A 20,482-nucleotide genomic window follows, 5' to 3' on the forward strand; every position below is an offset into this window, starting at 1 on the left:
AGATATATGCAGCAAGTACAATCTGGCAATGAGCCGCGCGATCCTGAAACAGTGATCGTTGGCGTTGATGTGGGGGGAACCAAGATCGCGGCTGGCATCGTTGATGCGCATGGCCAGGTCGCGGGACGTATCCAGATGCCGACCGATATCCGTGATCCCGAGCATACCTTGCAATCAATTGCCAGCGCGATCAAGACCAGCATCGAGGCGTCCGGGATTACGCCATCGCGCGTCAAAGCTGTCGGCCTGGGCATTCCGGGTATGGTTGATCCAGAGCAGGGGATATGCCTGCTCGCGGTCAACCTGAACTGGCAAAACGTGGCGGTGCAGCGCTGGCTCGAACAGGAGCTTGGCCTGCCGTGTGCGATCGATAACGATGTGAGCGCCGCAACATTGGGAGAGAGCATTTATGGTGCCGGGCAAGGCATGCAGGACATGGTGTATCTCAGTCTGGGCACAGGCGTTGCCGCCAGAGCAATCATTCATGGTCAGCTCTATCGTGGCGCGCACGGTATGGCTGGCGAGATTGGACATCTTGTCGTTATGCCAGATGGTCCGCTGTGCCGTTGCGGTGCTCGTGGTTGCCTGGAAGCGCTAGCCGCCGGACCCGCCCTGGCGCTGGCCGCTCAAACCGCGATCGCGGCAGGGAAAGAGACACAGTTACAAGTCTATCAGCAGCGACATGGGACCATTCGCTCCGAGCATATCTTCGCGGCCGCCGCCGATAATGATGCGTTGGCACTACACATTTTGCGCCAGGCAGGCGAGCACATCGCGTATGGCATCTACCTGCTTACGATGACCTTTGATCCACAACTTGTCGTCATTGGTGGTGGATTAGCCAGTGACCAGAGCCCATTGCTGATCGCAATACGTACCAGGGCTGCGCACCTGCTCGCGCAATCTTCAGCCAGTCGGGCAATGCTCAGTACCGAGGCGATTCAAGTTACCAGCATGCAGCGTGACGCCGCCATTATCGGTGCAGCAGCGCTGGTCGCACGCGCAAATTCGCAACACAAAAGGGAGAAACAATGAGCCTACTTGCACTTATCAATGGTCGCATCGTCTCTGGCGAGCGCCTGATTGATGAGCACATGATGCTAATAGAGAACGACCGGATTGTCGAAATTCGATCCGACCAGACGCCACCCACGGGGGCAACCGTTCTGGACGTACAGGGCCATATCATCGCTCCTGGCTTTATTGATATTCATGTCCATGGCGGTGGAGGCTATGACACGATGGACGCAACGCCAGAGGCATTGCAGGGCATCGCTACCTTTGTCGCCAGTCATGGAGTTACCAGCTTTCTACCGACCACGATAGCCTCCAGTCAGCAGCAGGTGCAAGCTGCCGTAGAGAATGTTGCCAGCTATCAGCAGCGACATCGCGATGTTGATGGCGCGCATATTCTTGGGATGCATCTGGAAGGGCCATATCTCAATACCGCCTATCCAGGTGCGCAGCCGCCCCACCATATTCGTCCTGCTGATCCAGGCGAATATGAAAGACTCTTTGTGCAGGGAAATATTTCCCTGATTAGCCTGGCGCCCGAAATATCCGTCAACCTGGAACTGGTCAAGTATGCCGTCGCGCATGGCGCCCGTGTCGCGGTTGGCCACTCGGCTGCGCAATATGAAGAGGTCATGGAGGCAGTGGCATGTGGCGTGACGCAGGCCTGTCATATCTTCAACGGCATGCGTGGCTTACACCACCGCGAGCCAGGAACAGTCGGTGCCGTCCTCAGTTGCGATGAGATCTATGCGCAAGTCATCGCAGATCTCATTCATGTGCATCCGGCGGTACTCAAGATCCTGATTCGCGCCAAAGGCGTTGCGCGAACCATTTTGATCACCGATGCCATGCGGGCCGCAGGCCTTCCCGACGGTCATTATGACTTAGGGGGCCAGGAGGTTACAGTGTGTGATGGAGCGGTACACCTGGTGCATGGCGATAGCCTGGCCGGAAGCGTCCTGACGATGGACCAGGCGGTGCTTAATGTCATGCAAACAACGCAACTATCCCTGCCACAGGCAGTGTCGATGGCAACCAGCGTGCCAGCGGAATCGCTAGGCTTAGGTCACGAGATCGGCACACTGGCTCCCGGCTATCTTGCGGACCTGGTGGTATTTGATGCGCAGGTCCATGTACTCGCCACGATCGTACACGGTACGCTCACGTACCGCAGTCAAGATTTCCGTGCTTGATATTTATCTTTTTCAAGGAGCTTATTATGAGCAATGAAACGCAATTAACAAATAGTATTTCTGCCGAATATGAATCACATACCCTGCGCGAAATTTTGACACAATCTACTGCATGGAGTGCGGCATTAGAGGTCGTGGCAGCAAAAAAAGAGGCCATACGGGCGCTCTGGAAGGCAAAGCCGTTCTCTGAAGTTCTGGTGACTGGCTGTGGCTCAACCTACTATCTCTCGCAAGCTGTTGCGCCCCTCTTGCAACAACAGCTGGGCGTGCGCGCCCGCGCAGTGCCAGCCTCTGAATTATTATTTTTTCCTGCCACTGTGGTTGCACCTGACAGCAAGCCGTTGTTGTTAGCTATCTCTCGTTCAGGGCATACTACCGAGACGATTCGCGCTACTCAGGCCTTCAAAAAACACCACAACGGGCCGGTGGTCACGATTGGCTGCTATCCCGAGGCAGAGCTGGTGGGATTGAGCGACCTGGCGCTAATTATAGATGACGGACAGGAACAGAGTGTCGTGCAGACGCGCTCTTTCAGCGCCATGCTGGTTGCCGCTCAGGCCGCCACCGCCCTGGCTCACGAGCCACAATTCGAGCGTATGCAAACGCTGCCGACACTGGGTGAGCAACTGATGACGGCACATCACGATCTGGCGCAACGCCTGGGTGAAGACAAGCACATCGAGCGCTTCTATTTCCTGGGGTCTGGCTTGCAATATGGACTGGCCTCTGAAGCGAACTTGAAGATGAAGGAGATGTCGCTCTCAGTTTCTGAAGCCTTTCACTTTATGGAGTTCCGCCACGGCCCAATGTCGATGGTTAACGAGCACACGTTAGTTGTAGGTCTTTTATCAGACCATGCCCGGGACTACGAGCTCACCGTCCTGCGCGAGATGCGGGCCCTGGGCGGTCAGACTCTGGCTCTCGCCGAGCAAGCTGTTCTCACGACCGACGTTGATTTCTCCGTTAGCTTCAATTCTGGCCTATCAGAAGCGAATCGCGGTGTCCTGTATTTGCCGTTCCTACAACTGCTGGGATACTACCGGGCACGAGCAAACGGACAGACACCAGACTCTCCGCATAACCTGACCGCCGTCGTTGTGCTGGACGGGGAGAAATAAACCATGATCGTCACTGTCGTTCCCAATCCAGCTCTGGACAAGACCATGGTGTTGCCGAATTTTACGCTTGGGAAAATACACCGACCAAAAGAAGTGATGACACTGGCTGGAGGAAAAGGCTTTAATTTTGCCAGGGCGCTACGCACACTTGGCGTGCAAACGACAGTCGTTGGTCCCATTGGCGGTCATGCGGGAAAGCAATTGCTGGCACTGGCAGCGCAAGAAGGTCTGAGCGTTGACGCGCAGGAAGTGGAGGCAGAGCTGCGTACCTGCCTGACCATCGTTGATCCCGCAGCTGACAATCGCCTGACAGAGATCTATGAGCAAGGAGCGGCGGTAACTCCCGATGAATGGTATGCGCTTGTGCATCGCGTTGGCTGCCTACTCGCAGAGGCGCAGTTCCTGGTAATTAACGGGAGCTTCCCGCCAGGAACGCCAGCGGACGGTTTGAGCGCGCTACTTCAGCAAGCAAAGATACACGAGGTTCCTGTCTTGTTGGATACGCACGGAGCCCAGCTGCCTGCCGCGCTAACCCTGGAACCAGCCCTGTTAAAGATTAACCAGTTTGAAGCTGCAGAAGCGGCCGGTATTCGTATCGATACTCCGACAGATGCCTTAGAGGCCGCCGTTGTTTTACAGAAACGTGGAGCGCAAGCCGTTGTCATCACGCTCGGGAAAGCTGGTGTGATTGGTCGCTCACAGGCCAATCAGAGTTTTGGTTGGTCCTGCCCCAGCGTCCCCGCTATCTGTAGCACCGGTAGCGGCGATAGCCTGCTGGCAGGCATTGTCGCGGAGCTCGTTCGTGGACAGAGTCTGGAGGAAGCTGCTCGTCTTGGCACCGCGGCGGGAGCCGCCAACACCTTGCAGCTCGGAGCCGGTCGTTTTACACGGCAGCAAATCGTAGACATCCTGCCTGATATTCATAGTCTCACTCTATAAAAAAAGCATTTGGAGTGTTGTAAAAAACATAGCGAAAGAAATTGTCTGGCTTGAAAAAAGAAAGAACGAAAAAGTGGTGCAGATCAGTCGTGGTAAATTTGAGAATATCAAAGCCTGTGCCAATGATAAAGGCATTATTGCCGCCGTGGCCATGGATCAGCGCGGCTCGCTCAAGAAGAGCATCAATACATTAAAAGAAGGATATGGGACAGCGGATACCATCTCGACGTTTAAGCGAAAGGTGGTGCAGGTCCTGACGCGTTACGCGAGCGCGGTTCTGCTTGATCCCGAATACGGTTTATCGGCCCTGCGTGAGCGGGCGCCAGGCTGTGGAGCCCTGCTCTCCTATGAAGTGACAGGCTATGATGAGAAGGCCGTTGGACGCCTCCCACGCCTGCTTCCTCAATGGAGCGCACGGCGTCTGATAGAAGCTGGCACAAATGTCGTCAAGATTTTGCTCTACTATAATCCCTCTGATGAAGCATGGATCAATGATAGCAAGCAAGCATTCGTCGAGCGCGTGGGCGATGAATGCAGAGCCCTGGATATTCCCTTTTTTCTTGAGCCCCTTGCTTATGACAACGTGCATCAGGAGAAGAGCCTCGAGTTTGCACGGCTGAAGCCAGGTTATGTACGCTCCATTATCGAGGAGTTTTCGCGACCCTGTTACGGCATTGATATGCTCAAGGTTGAAGTTCCCATTAACTGTACCTACCTGGCCGGGAGCCTGGCGCACAAAGGTGGGGAAGTAGCTTACGAGCGCGCTGCCGCCATTGAACATTTCCAGGCCGCCGCCGCTGCTGCCAAAATCCCATTTATTTATTTAAGCGGTGGCGTCGATGACGCCGTGTTCCGCGAGACGCTGGAACTGGCCGCGGAAGCCAATGTACCATTTAGTGGCGTCCTGTGTGGCCGGGCCACTTGGAAAGGCGGCATCCCTGTCTTTGTGCAGGATGGCGAGTCCGCGCTGGAGGAGTGGCTGCTTGATCAGGGCGTGCGCAACATCCAGGCTCTGGACGATGTGCTGGCCGTGTGCGCGCAACCTTGGTACACCATCTATGGAGGCATAGATGCTATCGAAGTGATAGATAAATAAATTTAGAATAAAGCAAACCATCAAACGCAGCAAGTAACATGACTCGTAGATGCGTCCCTTGCGGGCGCTTGCTTGTTTTTCCGCTCGCAATCGCACTGAAAAGCGATTGCGAGCGATTTGATTCGATGTATAATATTACCGACCTTTATGGTGGCAGAAAGATACTTTCAGTATAATATTGGACGGTATAAGGGGCACGAATCATGATGAAGAAACACCCTACAACAACCGCACCCATGAGTTCAATTGCGCCAGTGAATGTAGTCGATGCAAAGTTCAAAGCGAATCCATTTCCATTTTATGCACAACTACGCGCCGAGGCGCCTGTCTTTCCGGTGACGCTCCCTACGAAGCAGCGTGCCTGGCTGATTACACGCTATGACGATGTGTTGAATGTATTAAAAGACGAACGTTTTGCCAAAGATCGCCGCAATGCGATGTCGCCTGAGCAACTGAAAAAGATGCCCTGGATCCCACCGATGTTCAAGCCTCTAGAGAGGAATATGCTCGACCTGGATAGTCCAGATCACACACGGCTGCGAGCCCTGGTTCACAAAGCATTTACGCCGCGCCTGGTTGAGCGGATGCGTGACCAGATCCAGACATTAACGGATGAGTTGTTGGATGCGGCCGAGCGTAAGGGCGGCATGGACCTGGTCGCTGACTTCGCACTCCCCCTGCCACTCACCATGATTGGACGCATTTTAGGGGTTCCAGCGGGAGACAATCATAAGTTCCATCGCTGGACAAAGACCTTTCTGGCGGCGGGAGCAAGCATGAATTATATCGTGCTCATTCCTACTGTCATGAGATTTCTGGGATACCTGAAGAAACTCATCAAGGAGCGGCGCATCCATCCCAAAGACGATCTGATCACAGCCCTGGTCCAGGCCAGAGATGGTAGCGATCAACTGAGTGAAGATGAAGTGCTGGGAATGATCTTTCTGCTGCTGGTCGCCGGCCACGAAACAACCGTGAACCTGATAGGTAGCGGCTCACTGGCATTATTAGAACGTCCCGATCAGCTGACAAAACTGCGCAATGAGCCAGCGCTGATCAAACCCGCGATAGAAGAGCTTCTGCGCTTTGTCTGTCCGGTTGAAATGGCCACCGAGCGCTATGCGCGTGAAGAGATCACGATTGCAGGGACAACGATTCCACGCGGCGAGCTGGTGCTGGCAGTAATTGGATCTGCAAATCGTGACGCCAACTACTTTGACAATCCTGATGAACTGGACATTACGCGCAAGAATAACAGGCATCTGGCGTTCGGCCACGGTGTACATTACTGCCTTGGCGCTCCGCTGAGTCGGCTTGAAGGACAAATCGCCATTAATACGCTGGTCCAGTGCATGCCGAACTTACGTCTCAACACGACACCGGATCAAGTACGCTGGCGCAGCAGTTTTATTCTGCGTGGCCTGGAGGCATTGCCAGTGTCATTCTAGAAAATGAGGTGACCCAGCCTCTCCAGGTGATCCTTGCGAAATTTAGGTAGGGAATGTGGGATGACAGGTGCTCTCACACCGAATTGATCAGGTAGCGAGCTTCGTCTGCGAGATCAAGCAAGTAGTAGATCAGGGCGGCTTGATTCTGGAGGCACTCGTCGAGCGAATGTCCTGTTCTGCGTTCCCAGCTTGCATGCCGATCCTCATTAACGATCTGATAGAGCCAGTGGAGGAAGCAACCATATTTGAGGGCCGCAAAGATGGCGAAGGCGTAGCGCACCATACTGCGGTCCCCGCACCATCCGACAGCCTGGAGACCTTCAAGATAGTTCTCAAAAATCACCGTATCAAGTGTGCGCGGATCGCATGGTTCGACCCCAAACAGACCGAAGCTGGGCGCAAAAAGGTCGCCGATATCCGTGGCGATGGTTCCCAGGCCTGGATAGGCCCAGTCAATGGCAATCAACTGATGTTGCCCATCCCCTTGCGGTGCCGCGAAGAGGTTTCCTCGCCAGGCATCCAGGTGGCAGAAGGTTTGCGGGAGCCGTTCAAATACCTCGAGCAATATATTGCGCTCCTCCCATAGTTCCAGGAGGCGGGAAGCAATGGGGAGGGGGAAGGCCGCGCGCAGTAGTGGGTGTTGCCAGGTGGAGGGATCACGAACGATTTTCCACATCCAGCCAGAGTGCTCCAGGAGACCACGCGGAGAGCCAGTTCTCACCAGCCATGGATACGAGGGTAATGATCGACCAGCAAGATAGGCCCCATTCATCTGGCCAAGGCTGCGGGCTGCTCGCGCATACTGCTCCAATGGCCAGCGTGGCCCATAGTGCTCCTTCACATCTTCTAGCCAGAGCCATATCGACTCGTCAGAGTGTTCCAGGCAGTCATAGCAGCGGGGTCCCCTCAATCCTCCAGGCAAATTATCGAGCAGATGTGACTGATAAACGAGGGCTTCGCGCTTCCAATAGAGGACATGTTCCTGCTCACTACCAGCAGGAGCTTTCCCGGCAGGTGTGCGAGAGAGCACTTTCAGGATGAGCGACCACTCCACCTCCCGATCTTGATTCAGCCCGGTTCCGGCCAAACGATATACGCCATTCGTGGCTGATCCGGTCCAGCCAGAAAGCTCGTGGACCTGCCACTTCAGGAGCTTGATCCCTTGACGACCGAGAACCTGGCCCATCAGCACAGTGACTGTCTGCTGGTCGAGAACGGGGAGTCGGAGCTCCTTGCTAGCTTGCTCTCTCATGTTGTCCTCCTGATATAGTTCTTTTTGTCAGGAGAAGCATACCTGGGCAGAGCCAAAAAACACATCGGTCATTTGGACGATGTGCTCCTATGATATAATAGAAGAGGTAGAAATATTATGAGGATGCCGTATCTATCTCATTCTATTTGTTAATGATGAGATAGATACGGCAAGTTTGTCAGTTGACGGTTATTGTGGTGCCCACAATTTCTCGCTGGCAATACTCAACGATTGAACCTGTCAGGGTAACGGTCTCGGCAACGCGTATATCTGCGGCCGAAGCGCCCAGGCTGAAGGTAAAGTCTCCTGGCTCGGTCACAAAACGCATCGATGGATCATAGAAGGCGAGCCGGGACGGATGGACCTTGAAGGTGAGCTGGCGTGTTTGTCCGGGCTCAAGCGAGATACGAGCAAAGCCGAGCAAGAGGTGGTCAGGACGAGCAACGGAGGCCACTCTGTCACAGCAATAGAGCTGAACGACCTCATCGCCTGCGACTTCTCCGGCATTGCCTACTTTTAACGTGATCTCAATGGATGCAGTGGTATCCTTCGACTGGATCTGCAGGTCACTGTAGGCAAACGTGGTGTAGCTCAGGCCATGTCCAAAGGAGAAGAGCGGCGTTGTCGGCGAATCGATGTAATCATCAAAAAACATCGCTCGATTGCCTCCCGCGCGGTACCCAACATGAACCGGAATCTGACCGACTGAGCGTGGCATGCTTACAGGCAGGCGTCCACTGGGATTAACTTTCCCCGTCAGCACATCTGCCAGGCCGTTACCACCTTCTTCACCAGCTGGAAATAGCTGGAGCAAGGCGCTCGCTTGATTGACTACTGAAGCCAGCGTATGAATGCGCCCGCTGAGCACAACTACAACCAGGGGTGTCTTACAGGCCGCCAGGGCAGCAATCAGTTCCTGTTGCACACCAGGCAAGTCGAGATTAGTGGCATCATTGGCTTCACCAGACGTCACTGGCCGCAAGAGTCCACTGCGTCCAGCGACCACGACTACGGCCACATCTGCAGCGCTGACTATCTGGACGGCAGCCTCGAAACCAGATCGATCATCACCCAGCACCTCGCAGCCTTTAGCATAGTCAATCTCAACATCTTTATCCAGGGCCGCACGCAAACCCGCCAGCGGTGTGACATGAGGAGTATAAAATGGGCCCGGCGCATAGTCTCCACTGGCCTGGGGCACAGTGAGACCGGTCGCCTCCGTATTCTGGGGAGCGGCATAGATCAATTCCAAATGAGCCGGATAATGGTAATCGCCCTGCAGGAGCCGCTGATCGTCAGCACCGGGACCGATCACTGCCACCCGTTTAATGGTAGGAGCAAGAGGCAGCACACTATTGTTCTTGAGCAGAATGGTTGATTGCGCGACCGCCTGCCGGGCCAGCGCACGCTGATCAGGAGTTTGAAAGACCGCAGGCGCAGCCCCTGCATCCACATACGGCTGCTCAAAGAGACCCAGCTGGAACTTGAGACGCAATACACGACATACCGCCGTATCAACAACCTCTGGCGCTAAACGGCCCGCCTCAACCTCCGCTTTGAGTGGATCACCATAGCAATTGGTCGTGGGCAGCTCCATATCCAGGCCAGCCAGCAAGGCCAGGCGAGCCGCTTCACCGGGCGTAGCCGCCACCCGATGGTAGTTCATCAACATCTCAACAGAGGCATAGTCCGCAACCACAGGGCCATCGAAGCCCAACTCGGTACGCAATAAATCGGTCAGAATGGCGGGGCTACCAGCACACGGTAGGCCATCTACGGACGCATACGAATTCATGATCGTGGCAATGCCTGTATTTCTCAGCACCGCAGCAAACGGCTCAGCATAGACCTCGCGTAGTTCTCGTGGTCCCAATTGAACTGGACCCCAGTTCCGGCCTCCTTCCGACAGGGCATAGCCAAGGAAATGCTTACCTGTAGCGGCCACCCCATGCGCGAGATCATCGCCCTGCAGACCCTGTACATACGCCGTCCCGATCGTCCCGATCAAAACGGGGTCCTCGCCATACGTCTCTTCTACTCGTCCCCAGCGTGGATCGCGCGCTACATCCAGCACCGGTGCCAGCGCATGCCTGGCACCCACCGCCAGCATCTGAGAACGGATCACCTCCGCCACCTGCTTCACAAGGTCCGGATTCCAGGTCGCAGCCAGGCCAAGTCCCTGTGGAAAAACGGTGGCATCGCGATGACAGAAGCCCCCCGTTGACTCCTCATGAACAATGATCGGAATACCCAGCCGTGTACGCTCAAGCACGACCTTTTGCAGCGCATTCATAAAGGCCGCGCTTTCCTGCGGATGCAGACCAGTAGCGGCGCCAATGCGTGTAATTTGTCCAATGCCATATGGCATCTTCTCCACCGCCACCTCTGGATTAAAGGTACCCGTGCTGATAAACGCCGTACTCCAATAACAGCCCAACTGCGCCAGTTTCTCATCCAGCGTCATCTGAGCCAGCAAATCCTCGACCCGCTGCTCAATAGGAGCCCGCGGGTCGCGATACAAAGGTATTTGCCCCATACTTTGTCATCCTTCTAATCGTACTGAGCGCGAGCATGCGCGCAACGTATCCCATTCCTACTTACTAAAGCCCGCAACCAGACCGCCAAGCAACTGACGACGCCCAAAGATATAAAGGAGGATAATCGGCGTAGCCGAAAGGAAGACAGCGGCCAGAATCGCTGGCACATTCGTCGTGTATTGTCCCTGGAAGCTCCATAATGCCAGAGGCAGGACGCGCACGCTCGCACTCTGGGTTAACACCAGGGGGAAGAGAAAACCATTCCAGACCTGGATGGTTTCGTAAATGACCACCGTGATCAAAGCGGGTCGCGACAATGGCATCACCAGGCTGCGCAAGATGCGGAAATGGCCGGCCCCATCCAGCAACATTGATTCATGCAACTCTTTGGGAATATCGCGGATATAGGTAACGAGCACCAGGACGGACAGCGGAATGCCAAAGGCCACGCTCGGCAAGATCAACGCGAACAAGGTGTCATACAAATGCAGATTGGTAATCATCGCATATATCGGAATAATGGTCGCCTGCAACGGAATCGCCAGTCCGACCAGGAACAGGCTAAACACTCCTTGCGTAAAACCATTGCGAATGCGAGAGATAGCATAGGAAGCAAAGAGCGAGACAATCACAATCAAGAGCACACTGATTACGGTCACAAATGCAGTATTCGCAAAATAGAGACCAAAATCGTTAGAAAGGATATCCCCATAATTGCTTAGGGTTGGATGTGTGGGAGGCAGCCAGGGAGTATCTGTAAAGAAGTCTGCCAGTGGTCGCAGACTGGTCATAAACATATAGAGAACTGGATAGAATGAGATAATGAGCCAGATGACACCAAAAAGGATGGGAACAATCTCCCACATCTGGCCCAAGGAGCGCGAACGCCTCTGCTGTGGTTGCCGCTCAGTCGCAGCTTTCTCAGGAAGTATGCCTACACCCATAGAAGTACCTTACTTTCCAATGTAACAATGTGCTGGTTTACAATCCTTCCAACTGGCTTGACATCTTGGTAAAACCGGTAAAACGCAGCAGTATAAACGAAAGGACGATGCCAAAAAGAGCCAGGAGCACTGCCAGCACGCTTCCATAGCCAACCGACTCATTGGGGAAGGCCGTAATATACATCTGTAGCGGCAAGACACGAGTAGCGTAGCCAGGTCCGCCTCCGGTTGTCACCCAGAAGAGATCGAAATAGGTGAGAGAACCAGTGAAAATCAGCGTGGTAGAAGTAATGATCGTATACTTCAACTGGGGCAGCGTAATCGAGAAGAAATTTTGTATCCGGCCAGCGCCATCGATATTAGCCGCCTCATACAATTCCTTTGGAATCTGACGCGCGCCACCCAGGTAGAGTAAGGCATGAAAAGGAATAAACTGCCAGCAGATAATCGCCATCACGACAAAAAACGCCAGATCCGGGTCGCCCAACCAGCCTCTCGCCAGACCTGGCAGGCCAATCGTCTTTAAAAAAGTATCCAATAAGCCGAAGTTAGGGTCCAGAATCGACACCCAGGTCAGACCAATCGCAACCGCCGAGAAGAGGAGCGGAATAAAATAGACAACGCTAAGAACCGCACGGTACCGCTGTTGTCCCGCCATAAAAACGCCCAGGATCAGGCTCAGCGGTGTCTGGACAATCCAGCTCACAATCATAACCTCGACGGTTAATATCAGCGCATGGCCAGTAACCGAATCCGACAGGAGCGCGATCCAGTTTTTCAGTCCGACCCAGGTAGCCGGCGAAAGGCCATTCCAGTTGGTGAAGCTTAAATAGACCGCGATAAACATCGGCACAATGGCAAAGAGAAGGTAGAACGCCAGCGCTGGCAGAGTCCACAGTACCGCGATCCAACCCGAGCGTCGAGAAACCTTAGAGCTGTTGGATGATGTTTTTGAAACCTTGATTGATGCGCTCATACGCGCCCTCCGATCTACTGAATTTGCATTTCTACCTCTTTTACAGGAGAGGTAGAAATGCAAACAAGGGTGGGGATAGCAACCTGTAAGAGCATACATGCTCGCCGGTCACCCGCCTATGAAGCACTCAAGGTTTTATTCATATTGTCCGAGAACTGCTGAGGAGTAATCTGCTTCAAGAACAACTGATCAAGGTTCGTCAGCAGCACCTGCGCTGGTTGTGGCAGTAATGCCTGGTCCCAGGACAACTGAAAGTGCGGTGAGGTCTGCACCATCTTATAGTTATACTGCAGCCACTCGCCGTTAGGGGCGCTGGCCAGCTGCGACTCAATACCTTGAACCGGAGGCACATCGCCGACGGCAATAAATTGTTTGACCTCTTCATCGCCCAGAACAGCGTCCTTCAGATACGTGATACAGCTCTGCGGCGACTTAGCGGTTTTCGAGATTGAATAGAAGTTGCAGGGATTACCATAAATGTTGGCGGCATTGCCTTTACCACCCTCAACACTTGGGAAGGGGAACCAGCCGAGCTTATCAGATTTGATGAAATCGGGGCTATTCGTCTGGATCACAGGGAAATTCCAGCTTCCTTGCAGCATCATGGCTGCTTTTCCAGTGTAGAGCAACGCCGTATCCTGGTTGGTATCGGCAATGGTTGAAGCATAGGAGGATCCAAATGCCCCCATAGTTACCAACTGCTGAATAGCAGTATTAGCCTTAATGAATGCATCTTGCGACCAGGCATTGGCTTTACCCGCCAGCACCGCATTAAAAGCGTCTGGCCCACCGATGCGATCGGTAAGATACTCCGAATACATCAAGTACGGCCATTTGCTACCTCCGGCCAGCGCTATCGGAATCACATTATTCTTTTTCAATGTGTCGACGGCGTTGAGCAGCTCATTCCAGGTTTGCGGGGCATTCAATTTATATTGCTTGAAAATGTCCTTATTATAAAAGAACAGAACTGGCTGCACGCCGCTGGTTGGGACACCATAGAGCTTGCCGTTGAAGGTCGCTCCAGCCAGAACTGAAGGGATAATACGGTTCTTCCAGCTGGCATCGGAATTGAAGTCGTTGGTCATGTCATACACATCATTGGCATCGATATAGCTTTTCAGGATGCCACCACCCCAACCAAAGAAAATATCGGGTGGATTATGTGCGCCCATGGCGACCTGGAGTTTTTGCTTGTAGGGATCATTCTGGAAGAAATTGAGGGTTGCGCGAATATTGGAGTGCTTGGTATTAAAATCATTGGTAATCGTCTGAACAACTTTTTGCTCACTACCGGTACGGATATCCCAAATTGTAACGCCGTTCGTGCTACCGCTGCCGCCTCCTGTTGTGGTCGTTGATTGGCTGCTCCCAACACCGAAGCATCCTGCCAGCGATGTTGCCAGCGCTGCGCCACCTGTAACCTCTAGAAAAGTGCGACGTGATATCTTTGTTTGCATTGCTCTGCTTCTCCGGCACCTATGCCTACCAGGTTTGTATGTCATGCCTGGTATTTATAATCAAATAATACCAAATCAAAAATTATCAATGATTGTCGGGCACCATTCCAACGAAAAGCATTCACCACTCTTCGATAGGAAATTGGGAAAAACGCTGCTACCTCTCCTTTCTACGCCAGAAAGACCGATCGATAAAAACGTATGGAGGCTTACCTCTTTGCATCATCTAGAGGTCTGCATGAATCGCGCACGACCAGATGGGTTGTTAGCTCAACACGCATGCTATCTAGCGGCTCTCCATTAATCAAATGCAACAGCATTGTTGTAGCAACCCGCCCCATCTCTCGCAGTGGTTGGCGTATCGTTGTCAGATTAGGAGTGATGATAGACGCTGTTGGAACATCATCGAAGCCAATCACGCTCATGTCGTCGGGAATATTCAAGCCACGGGCACGTAGCGCGCTATAGACGCCGGTTGCCTGCTCATCACAGCCAGCAAAAATAGCTGTAGGAGGCTCTGGCAAATCCAACAATGCGTTGGTCTGCTCATACCCGCTGTCAGGAGAGAAATCCCCCAGACAGATAAAAGCCGGATTTATCTGCAGCCCTGCGGTTTCCAGGGCTGAACGATAGCCCGCGACGCGATCTTGACTACATGGGAGCGTAGTTGGACCGGTAATGACAGCGACCCGGCGATGGCCGAGCGAAATAAGATACTCCGTAGCCGTACGACCACCAAGCCAGTTGGTGGCCCCGACCGACGGCGTATCGGGCCCCAGTTCCCCTCCGTGATCGACAACGACAAAAGGAATATTGTGACGATGCAATGGATCGAAATGTCGCGGTTCACCGTGTGCAAGCACCAGAATAGCTCCATCGGATGGACTCTTCTGGATTTTGCTCATCCAGCGCTGCTCAAGCTCTGTAGAATGATGCGTAGATGAGATCGCCAGGCGAAGGTCTGTGCGAGCGATTACTTCCTCTACGCCGCGCGCGATTTCGAACGAATACATGCTATCAAATCCGGGAAACAGCATGTCGACAATACCGCTGTGCTCCTTCCGTAAAAGCTTCTTCGCGCGGCCCTGGATAAGTCCATGTTCCTCCAGCAATTGTTCCACACGCTTACGAGTTTCGGGTGCTACATCGGGTCGATGATGTAATACACGGGAAACGGTGGGAATAGAAACTCCTGCTTTCGCAGCAATTTCTGCCATAGTGCTACGCTTAGATAAAGATTGCTTCATTATCGGAAAACACCTGTTTCTTTTATCGGAATAATAATAAGTATTCCCGTAAAATTCATGTTTGTCAAGGGGATGAGCTAACAAAGAAATATCGAACATGCATCGTGCTATCTTTTCATTCAAGCATTATGTAACTACAATCATGAGGAATAAACGAAAGGAGTATAGAGATAATCCCTTTCAATTTTACCGATAAACTTATCGGTAAAATTGAAAGGGATTATATTTTTCAGGGTGACCACAGGTGACGGAACTGAGGGATGAACTACCACTCAGTTACTTGCGGGCGGTGAGAGAAAACATCTGTGGCATGTTAGGCTGATCGGGAGGCAGAGACCAATGACCCTCAGAATCGACCATGCCTGCAAAGGGGGGAGCATCATTGATGTAGAGATACTCACGCAAGCTCGTCAAGGTCAGATTACTGTCTAGCACGGCCGTAACGATGTCACCCAGACCCCAGCTAAATTCGTGGTGACGGTTAGGATTGACGAAATCTTGTATGCCTGATACATACTCTCCACCAGGGAGCCCTTGCCCGCCCGCGGCGACATAATCGCCCACCCCATCCTCAAAGCTCAGCGCCTCTCCCCGCGTGGTATAGGGAGACGTTCGCCTTCCGTCCCAGTCAAACATCCGTGAAACGGGATGGCGATCAATCACGATCAGCGATCCTCCTGGACGCAGAATAGCAGCCACCCCTTTAGCCCAGGTTTTGATATCGGAGAGCCAGCAGATTGCTCCATAGGAACAAAATGCCCGGTCGAACCGCTGCTGACTCGCGGCTGTCTCTTGGAACCATTCATAGAGATCGCTACGGACAAACGTGGCAGCGATGCCGGTCTGCTGGGAGAGGGTGCGCGCGAAGTCGATGGCGGTATCGCTGATATCGACGCCCGTTACGATGGCACCCAGGCGAACCAACGAGAGCGTATCTTGTCCGGCATTGCACTGCAAATGGACGACCGAACGTCCACGGATGTCCCCTAGCAGTTCTAGTTCTTCAGGATGTAATGTGGTCCCTCCGTTGCGGAAAAAGGCCACCTGATCGCCCCGGTGACTATTGTGAGCCCGGGTAGCCTCATTCCAGGAACGGCGATTCTCTTCGTGCAGATCTTTCTTTGCGCATGAGGAAACTCCTTTTTAAATACAGGAAAAGCATATCGTATTCTGATGAGAAAAACAAGGCTGTAAAGCATGTGATATTTTTCATGCCTTATTTACCTCTGCGACCCATATGCTATAATGTATCGTGTGGCGATGTGGATGAGGGCTTTTGGAATGTAAACGTAGAGGAGGAGGTTAATCATGAGCTCTAAGTCTCTGGTCGTTCATCTGAAGCGTGCTTATGAGGAGAAGGGGGCGGATGATGGGACGCGTGTATTGGTCGAGCGGCTCTGGCCGCGTGGCATCTCCAAGGAAAAAGCGCAGATAGACCTCTGGTTGAAAGAGGTGGCTCCAAGCAATGATCTGCGCCGCTGGTTTGGGCATGTGCCCGAGCGGTTTGCCGAGTTTCGTCGCCGTTATGAAAAGGAATTAGACTCGGCTGAAGCAAAGGCAGCCCTGGAAAAACTGTATGAACTGGCGCAACAGGGGCCAGTGACGCTCATTTTTGCGGCACACGACGTGCAACATTCGGGCGCCCTGGTTTTGCGCGATGTGCTCCTCCGTCGCAAGCATAGCTAAAACATCTTTCCCTCTAACAAGAAAAAGTCTTCTACCAGTCTTATATATAATTTTGCAAGACATTGTTCGACGATTTTTATACAAATTTTATACCCTTTGGATAGACAAAGCATGTTTTATATGCTAAGCTGAGAAAGATTTCTACTTCCGTATGTCTGATACCGTCTTTCCAGCAACCGCGTTAGCACAATCAATCCAGGAGCCAGTGTCACGCCAGGCCATTGTCGCTAAGAAAGGACAGCTGAATCTGCACGCAGTGCTGGCGCAACTGGTGAATACAATTACCCTGCCCCTGCGTTTACCTGAAATGCTGCAACTACTGACGGAACTGGTCACCCAGGCCTTGGATATAGATCTGTGCATGCGCATACAAAAACTTTGCCCGCTTGATCTAGAGCATATGCCTGATCTCCTTCCTTTGCTCATGGCGCTCAAAAGTTATCGCCTGCGCGCGCACCAATGGCGTTGCGACGAAAGTCTGGATGACTAACTTGCTGATATGCGCAGTTTAGATTTCAGGATGTTTATGCCTGGGCATCTGCATCAATATATAACCAGTCTCCAGGATTGACGAAATTTCAATTCCAAAGGAGCGCGTCTTCAAGCGTGTGCGTGACAGCACATTGCGCACCGGTCGCATCTCTTGATCCCAGACGCCTGCCTCCTGCGCTTCCAGCAAACGCTTGCGACTGCGCGCGATTGCCACATCCGTCACGCGTCCACTATTGAAGCTCGCCAGGAGCACCTCATAGGGACAATAATAAGGATAGGCTTCAAGTAAGGGCAGCAGAACGCAGCTCTCACTGGTTGTAAACTGTTGTTCCATCAACATATACGGACGCTCATCTTTACAAACCAGATGAGAAAGAGTTCCGAGGGTTGTGTTGAGGGCAAGGGTATGGCCTGCTGGTAGTAAGCCTTGCAATGAAAAATGTAAGACCTCTTCACTGTTTTCCTGCAAGTAACTGACGGGTGTCTTCACCTTACGCAGGGAAACTTTTTGCATGGTGGCGCTCCTTGTCTGGCTAACGCAATAGGTTGAGAGGGTAAAAATACGCGCTATTGGTCAGGCTACTATAACAACATGGGCTAACATGCTCTTTCACCACAGATTTTTGTGTTATTCCTCCACTAGTTTTGTAATGGCACCCTGATATTTTTGGATGTCCATCGGACACAATAAAAGTGTCAATAAAAGGAGCCCTGAAGCTCCGTATTCAAAACGATGAGCATTGGAAAAGTCACAAGAACTGCTGAAATATACTTGTAGTATATTGAACGTAACCTGATAAGGATTTTCTCCCAAAAAATGCTGGCACCTAGAAAGCAATAAAATACTGTATATAATAAACATACACGGAATGTATATAAAAAGCAATGGCCTGATGCATAAGTTATCTTTTGTGCGTTTGCAATCTTTGGGTAGGAGGTGTATACTGAGTCAGAACACGACCCCTCCCCTGGGGGTATTGCGAGAAGGGAGAAAAGCATGCAGGCTGACAAGACAGATGTGCTGAAGAGGCTCAACTATATCGATGGACATTTGAATGGTATTCGCAAAATGATTGAAGAGGACAAATATTGTGTTGATATATTGCGACAAACCTATGCAGTGCGTAAAGCCATCGAAAAACTGGAAGCTCTGATTCTCGAGAAACACCTGCAGCATTGTGTGCCGGAGGGCATCAAGAGTGGTAGCGAGCAGGGCGTTATTGATGAGCTTATTCAGTTATACAACCTGGCTGGTAATCGTTAACGCCCTGTTATGCAGATGTTTGTCCTTTTCAATTTTCAATATTGATGTGTCGCGGCTACTTGGTTGTTTCGACACGTTGCCAGATGTCCTGATAGGATCGATGCTTAAGATGTAACTCAGCCCAGACACAGAGCCAGAGGTGTATACGCGCCAGGAAGAGGCACCAGGTCCACCATAGCTCATAGTTGGTTTGTGGATAAGCGAGCGACGAGCGAAAGCCAGCCAACGCCTCGCGTTTTAGTGAGCGCATATGCTCAGGTGGACGTACATACTTTTTGTTATCGGCACGCAGCGGCTGGGGAGTTTGTGCCGCACCCGCACTGCTGCGTACTTTCTGTAGCAACCAATCCCGATAGGTGGTAGGATAGCGCACCGCTACCCGAGCCTTAGGCGCGTAATCGATACTATAGCCTTGCTGCCAGATCAACTGGGAGATAAAAGCATCGTCAGCCAGTGTTTCTAGCGGAAGGGATGAGAGTAATTCACTGCGGGCCGCGTACAGATAGCCTGAACAATCCAGATACTGTTGTTGCTGCGCGCGACGGGTACGTATATAATGTGCACCCGCATCGGTTAGCAGGTGTGACCAATAATCAAGCATGGAGGAACGAGAATTAGCAGAAACTGGTCGACCCGTCACAGCGCCACACTGTGAATTATCGAAAGGAGCCAGCAGAGCTGAAATCGCCCCCTCCCGTATCACGACATCTCCATCTGTGAACACACAGATACGTCCCTGGATTTGAGAGAGCGCCAGATTAAGGGCCGCCGGCTTGCCCTGACCTTGATCAACCAGGCGTTTTACCTGTGGATAGCACTCAGTAAATATCTGCACAACCCTGGCCGTTTCCTCATCCGGACACACCACCAGAATCTCATAAGCCTCTGGCCAATCTTGCTCTAGTAATGCCTTAATGGCGACTCCAACAGTCCTTGGCTCTTTATATGCAGTAAGAATGCCACTGATCATGATTTCCCCCAGACTATGCGGCGAACCTGGAACAGAGTTTACGCTCAGATAGTGCTAAAAAGTTAGCTGATAAATCAACACGCGCTTTACTCTACTTGAGTCTTTTAACCTGGTCAAGCCAATAGGACCTCCTTCCAGGACCTTGAAGCAACCAATAAAAAATACACATAAAGTAAAAATCCCATAGCTTTATTGTTAAGTATTTCACAGTTTTGAACGAAAAACTTCGCTATAGTAACGAGTAACATAAGAATTTAAAAAATCCTCGCCTAGCCCGACTAACAGGAAAAATTATACTAATGATCAATTACATAGGCATATTTGTAACACTGCCTTTATGTTTTTTTACTATATTTTTTTACCAGGGGGAGTAAGAACAGTGAATATTGGAGTTCTGGATGATAATCCGGCCATCCTGGCTTTTTTATCTACGACCCTAAAAATGGATGGGCATATAGTTACTGCTCATAGCACTGGCGTATCTATGCTGGAAGCGATTTTCCCTCCCACTTCTTCGCCATACCCACAAGAAGTGCCATACGATCTGGTTATATTGGATCTCTTTTTGCCAGGCACAATGACTGGCGCGGATGTATTCTTTGCCATTCGTAAGGAATTTGAATCCTGGCAATTGCCAGTCATTATCGTTACGGCGGTGAGCGGGCCTACCCTGGAACAATTCCGGTATATTCTACCTGATGACGTACCCTTGTTACGCAAACCTTTTGTACCACGCACGCTGCGGCAGTTAATCAGCCAGATCACCAACCAGTAATCCTGATTATTGACTGAATGAAGTACATCACGTCATCTTATACGTCGCGGCAGATCCAGGCTCTGAGCTAA

The 20,482-nt window shown here is 52.0% G+C and carries 19 protein-coding genes; 10 read left to right on the forward strand and 9 right to left on the reverse strand.

Going from position 1 to position 20,482, the window contains the following annotated elements; translation table 11 throughout:
- Positions 1-6: 6 nt before the first annotated feature.
- The 6 genes from JMI88_RS15085 (at position 7) to JMI88_RS15110 (ending at position 6,808) form a co-directional block, all read left to right on the forward strand.
- On the forward strand, positions 7-1,035 hold the full coding sequence (locus JMI88_RS15085) for an ROK family protein (RefSeq protein ID WP_201362704.1): 1,029 nt from the start codon (positions 7-9) through the stop codon (positions 1,033-1,035).
- Positions 1,032-2,207 (forward strand): N-acetylglucosamine-6-phosphate deacetylase, encoded by a 1,176-nt coding sequence (nagA, locus tag JMI88_RS15090; protein WP_201362705.1) that lies wholly within the window; start codon positions 1,032-1,034, stop codon positions 2,205-2,207. Before JMI88_RS15085 ends, nagA begins: the two co-directional genes overlap by 4 nt.
- Positions 2,208-2,233: 26 nt before the next feature.
- Positions 2,234-3,325, forward strand: a complete 1,092-nt coding sequence (locus JMI88_RS15095; RefSeq protein ID WP_201362706.1) for an SIS domain-containing protein — start codon at positions 2,234-2,236, stop codon at positions 3,323-3,325.
- Between the two features lie 3 nt (positions 3,326-3,328).
- A complete protein-coding gene (locus tag JMI88_RS15100) occupies positions 3,329-4,264 on the forward strand; it encodes a 1-phosphofructokinase family hexose kinase (protein WP_201362707.1) in 936 nt (311 codons plus the stop codon).
- Between the two features lie 82 nt (positions 4,265-4,346).
- Positions 4,347-5,360 (forward strand): tagatose 1,6-diphosphate aldolase, encoded by a 1,014-nt coding sequence (locus JMI88_RS15105; protein ID WP_373323865.1) that lies wholly within the window; start codon positions 4,347-4,349, stop codon positions 5,358-5,360.
- Positions 5,361-5,563: 203 nt separating this feature from the next.
- Positions 5,564-6,808, forward strand: coding sequence for a cytochrome P450 family protein (locus JMI88_RS15110; RefSeq protein WP_201362709.1), 1,245 nt, complete (start codon positions 5,564-5,566; stop codon positions 6,806-6,808).
- A 73-nt stretch (positions 6,809-6,881) separates the two neighbouring features.
- Here JMI88_RS15110 and JMI88_RS15115 read toward each other — a convergent pair whose 3' ends face one another.
- The 7 genes from JMI88_RS15115 to JMI88_RS15145 all read right to left on the reverse strand — a co-directional run bounded on the left by JMI88_RS15115 (position 6,882) and on the right by JMI88_RS15145 (position 16,337).
- Complete coding sequence (locus JMI88_RS15115; protein WP_201362711.1) at positions 6,882-8,060, reverse strand: phosphotransferase; 1,179 nt, start codon at positions 8,058-8,060, stop codon at positions 6,882-6,884.
- Positions 8,061-8,238: 178 nt separating this feature from the next.
- Positions 8,239-10,596: a glycoside hydrolase family 3 N-terminal domain-containing protein gene (locus JMI88_RS15120; RefSeq protein ID WP_201362713.1), complete on the reverse strand. Its 2,358-nt coding sequence runs from the start codon at positions 10,594-10,596 to the stop codon at positions 8,239-8,241.
- A 57-nt stretch (positions 10,597-10,653) separates the two neighbouring features.
- Positions 10,654-11,541, reverse strand: a complete 888-nt coding sequence (locus JMI88_RS15125) for a carbohydrate ABC transporter permease (RefSeq protein ID WP_201362715.1) — start codon at positions 11,539-11,541, stop codon at positions 10,654-10,656.
- A gap of 37 nt (positions 11,542-11,578) precedes the next feature.
- Positions 11,579-12,517 carry a carbohydrate ABC transporter permease gene (locus JMI88_RS15130; RefSeq protein WP_201362716.1) on the reverse strand — a complete coding sequence of 313 codons (939 nt, stop codon included), beginning with the start codon at positions 12,515-12,517 and terminating at the stop codon, positions 11,579-11,581.
- A 116-nt stretch (positions 12,518-12,633) separates the two neighbouring features.
- Positions 12,634-13,977, reverse strand: a complete 1,344-nt coding sequence (locus JMI88_RS15135) for a substrate-binding domain-containing protein (protein ID WP_201363033.1) — start codon at positions 13,975-13,977, stop codon at positions 12,634-12,636.
- Positions 13,978-14,186: 209 nt separating this feature from the next.
- Positions 14,187-15,224 (reverse strand): LacI family DNA-binding transcriptional regulator, encoded by a 1,038-nt coding sequence (locus JMI88_RS15140; protein ID WP_201362718.1) that lies wholly within the window; start codon positions 15,222-15,224, stop codon positions 14,187-14,189.
- A gap of 276 nt (positions 15,225-15,500) precedes the next feature.
- Complete coding sequence (locus JMI88_RS15145) at positions 15,501-16,337, reverse strand: class I SAM-dependent methyltransferase (RefSeq protein ID WP_373323866.1); 837 nt, start codon at positions 16,335-16,337, stop codon at positions 15,501-15,503.
- Between the two features lie 195 nt (positions 16,338-16,532).
- Between JMI88_RS15145 and JMI88_RS15150 the strand changes: the two genes are divergently transcribed.
- Both JMI88_RS15150 and JMI88_RS15155 read left to right on the forward strand, forming a co-directional pair.
- Complete coding sequence (locus JMI88_RS15150) at positions 16,533-16,910, forward strand: DUF488 domain-containing protein (protein ID WP_201362722.1); 378 nt, start codon at positions 16,533-16,535, stop codon at positions 16,908-16,910.
- Between the two features lie 151 nt (positions 16,911-17,061).
- Positions 17,062-17,400, forward strand: coding sequence for a hypothetical protein (locus JMI88_RS15155; RefSeq protein WP_201362724.1), 339 nt, complete (start codon positions 17,062-17,064; stop codon positions 17,398-17,400).
- 18 nt (positions 17,401-17,418) lie between these two features.
- On the opposite strand, the gene JMI88_RS15160 is transcribed toward JMI88_RS15155, so the two are convergent.
- Positions 17,419-17,916 (reverse strand): hypothetical protein, encoded by a 498-nt coding sequence (locus tag JMI88_RS15160; RefSeq protein WP_201362726.1) that lies wholly within the window; start codon positions 17,914-17,916, stop codon positions 17,419-17,421.
- A gap of 483 nt (positions 17,917-18,399) precedes the next feature.
- On the opposite strand from JMI88_RS15160, the gene JMI88_RS15165 reads away from it, so the two are divergent.
- Positions 18,400-18,666: a metal-sensitive transcriptional regulator gene (locus tag JMI88_RS15165; protein WP_201362728.1), complete on the forward strand. Its 267-nt coding sequence runs from the start codon at positions 18,400-18,402 to the stop codon at positions 18,664-18,666.
- A 55-nt stretch (positions 18,667-18,721) separates the two neighbouring features.
- Here the strand turns inward: JMI88_RS15165 and JMI88_RS15170 are convergent, their stop codons facing one another.
- Positions 18,722-19,636, reverse strand: coding sequence for a glycosyltransferase (locus JMI88_RS15170; RefSeq protein WP_201362729.1), 915 nt, complete (start codon positions 19,634-19,636; stop codon positions 18,722-18,724).
- Between the two features lie 379 nt (positions 19,637-20,015).
- Between JMI88_RS15170 and JMI88_RS15175 the strand changes: the two genes are divergently transcribed.
- On the forward strand, positions 20,016-20,411 hold the full coding sequence (locus tag JMI88_RS15175; RefSeq protein ID WP_201362730.1) for a response regulator: 396 nt from the start codon (positions 20,016-20,018) through the stop codon (positions 20,409-20,411).
- The last annotated feature ends 71 nt before the right edge of the window (positions 20,412-20,482 follow it).

Source organism: Dictyobacter formicarum, assembly GCF_016587435.1.

Bases quoted from the DNA above. Each gene is read 5' to 3' on its own strand.
- JMI88_RS15165 (WP_201362728.1), top strand. From the start codon at position 18,400: ATGCAGGCTGACAAGACAGATGTGCTGAAGAGGCTCAACTATATCGAT.
- nagA (WP_201362705.1), top strand. From the start codon at position 1,032: ATGAGCCTACTTGCACTTATCAATGGTCGCATCGTCTCTGGCGAGCGC.
- JMI88_RS15170 (WP_201362729.1), bottom strand. From the start codon at position 19,636: ATGATCAGTGGCATTCTTACTGCATATAAAGAGCCAAGGACTGTTGGA.
- JMI88_RS15135 (WP_201363033.1), bottom strand. From the start codon at position 13,977: ATGCAAACAAAGATATCACGTCGCACTTTTCTAGAGGTTACAGGTGGC.
- JMI88_RS15115 (WP_201362711.1), bottom strand. From the start codon at position 8,060: ATGAGAGAGCAAGCTAGCAAGGAGCTCCGACTCCCCGTTCTCGACCAG.
- JMI88_RS15085 (WP_201362704.1), top strand. From the start codon at position 7: ATGCAGCAAGTACAATCTGGCAATGAGCCGCGCGATCCTGAAACAGTG.
- JMI88_RS15130 (WP_201362716.1), bottom strand. From the start codon at position 12,517: ATGAGCGCATCAATCAAGGTTTCAAAAACATCATCCAACAGCTCTAAG.
- JMI88_RS15125 (WP_201362715.1), bottom strand. From the start codon at position 11,541: ATGGGTGTAGGCATACTTCCTGAGAAAGCTGCGACTGAGCGGCAACCA.
- JMI88_RS15150 (WP_201362722.1), top strand. From the start codon at position 16,533: ATGAGCTCTAAGTCTCTGGTCGTTCATCTGAAGCGTGCTTATGAGGAG.
- JMI88_RS15140 (WP_201362718.1), bottom strand. From the start codon at position 15,224: ATGAAGCAATCTTTATCTAAGCGTAGCACTATGGCAGAAATTGCTGCG.
- JMI88_RS15110 (WP_201362709.1), top strand. From the start codon at position 5,564: ATGATGAAGAAACACCCTACAACAACCGCACCCATGAGTTCAATTGCG.
- JMI88_RS15155 (WP_201362724.1), top strand. From the start codon at position 17,062: ATGTCTGATACCGTCTTTCCAGCAACCGCGTTAGCACAATCAATCCAG.
- JMI88_RS15160 (WP_201362726.1), bottom strand. From the start codon at position 17,916: ATGCAAAAAGTTTCCCTGCGTAAGGTGAAGACACCCGTCAGTTACTTG.
- JMI88_RS15095 (WP_201362706.1), top strand. From the start codon at position 2,234: ATGAGCAATGAAACGCAATTAACAAATAGTATTTCTGCCGAATATGAA.
- JMI88_RS15120 (WP_201362713.1), bottom strand. From the start codon at position 10,596: ATGGGGCAAATACCTTTGTATCGCGACCCGCGGGCTCCTATTGAGCAG.
- JMI88_RS15100 (WP_201362707.1), top strand. From the start codon at position 3,329: ATGATCGTCACTGTCGTTCCCAATCCAGCTCTGGACAAGACCATGGTG.